1 protein-coding gene is annotated in these 1,503 nt (G+C 66.2%); it reads right to left on the bottom strand.

Annotated elements, in window-relative coordinates; genetic code table 11:
- Positions 1 to 291 precede the first annotated feature (291 nt).
- Positions 292 to 1,428 carry an IS110 family RNA-guided transposase gene (locus FS320_RS43235; protein ID WP_152718634.1) on the bottom strand — a complete coding sequence of 379 codons (1,137 nt, stop codon included), beginning with the start codon at positions 1,426 to 1,428 and terminating at the stop codon, positions 292 to 294.
- Positions 1,429 to 1,503 lie beyond the last annotated feature (75 nt).

Raw genomic sequence — 1,503 nt, 5'->3', positions numbered from 1 at the left:
CCCCCTCATATGAGGCCTATCGCGTCAAGGGTGGTGCGCAGCGACGGGATCGCTTGCAGACGACATCAGGATTGGCCTCGCGGTCAGCTGTGGAGCAAAAGTCCACATCACCTCATATCCGGTCGGCTCACCAGGAGCCTGCACCCATATCCCGCATGCACGGGTCAGTCTGCGAGGCCAGGAGGGATGGAACCCATCTTTTTGACGGCATCAAAGCCCTGGGGGGCATACGGTCCACATCCATCCTGCTTCGTCGCGAGCAACGCTGGTCACTACGCGTCGAACTCTGAGCTAACTCTTGATGACCGCTCCTTCCGGCACCAGCCCTTGCGTCACATACCGCCACAGGGCGACCATCAACTTGCGGGCCAGAGCTACGATCATTGTGCGGCGGATGCGCCCCTTGCCGGCGCCGACGCGCTCCTGGAACCAGCGGGCCAGATCGCTCTCGGGTTGGTGCCGCAGCCACAGCCAGGCCAGCTCAATCGCGGTGCGGCGCGCGCGTGGGTTGCCCGATCGCTGAAGGCCTTGATCGCGGCTGACCGCGCCGCTGTTCCAGGGGCTGGAGGCCAGGCCGAGATAGCCGGCGATCTCGCGCCGGTTCTGAAAGCTGCGAAAGAAGACCTCGTCGGCCAGGATGCTGGCGCTGGTCAGGCCGATGCCGCGCAGCCGGCTTAGCTGGATGGCCCCGGTGGCCGCTTTCTCAGCGGCGTGAACCTGTTCGGCCTCGACCTCCGCAATCATGCCGATCACCTGCCACAAGCGGCGGCACTCCCGCTCGATCTCGGCCGTCAGGCAGGCGGCGAGAGCCCGCCCATCAGCCGTGCGCAGCTCTGCAAGCCGCTCGCGCCAATTGCGCCGCGTGGGCGCAAAGTCGCGGATGCCCTGGGTCATCAGCAATCCCTTGATCCGGCTCGCATGCTGACCCCGCTCGTTGACAAGCCGGGCTCGCTCCCGGCTGCGCCGGCGCTCATCCTCGTGCTCCGGACTGGGAACCCGCACCACGCGGCAGACCCGCGGCTCCCCGCGGTCGAGGGCCATCAGGGTGCGCAGCAGCGCCGCAGCATCGAGCCGATCTGTTTTGGCACGGCGTGACCGGCGGTCGACCAGGATACTGGCCGCGTCCAGCACCCGGTTGTCGAGACCGGACGCGCACAAGAGACGATGCAGCCAGAACCCGTCATAGCCTGCCTCGTAGCACGACATCACGTGCACCGGACGCGCCAGGGCGGTTTGCGCGTGATCGCGCTTGCGTGCGATCAGCGTGAGCAACTCCTGCGTGTCGCCCCCAGCCAGGCGATGCAGGCTGACCTTGTCGGCCGCTGGCGAGTGGAGCGCGACAAGCCAAGTCGCCTTGCTCAATTCCAGGGCCACGAAAAGTGTGGCAGGCTTCTCGCTGACGGGCAGAGCAACGGTTGAGAGGTCCATGGGGCGTCTCCAGGGTTCGGATGTCGGACCCCGAAACCCTACCCGAGTTCCACTGTCCGTCGCCTCATAGGATCT

The sequence above is a fragment of the Microvirga tunisiensis genome (genome assembly GCF_009296175.1).
Lineage (GTDB): Bacteria > Pseudomonadota > Alphaproteobacteria > Rhizobiales > Beijerinckiaceae > Microvirga > Microvirga tunisiensis.
The sequence above is the reverse complement of the archived record's forward strand: the minus strand, read 5'-3'. Positions and strand labels throughout refer to the sequence as shown.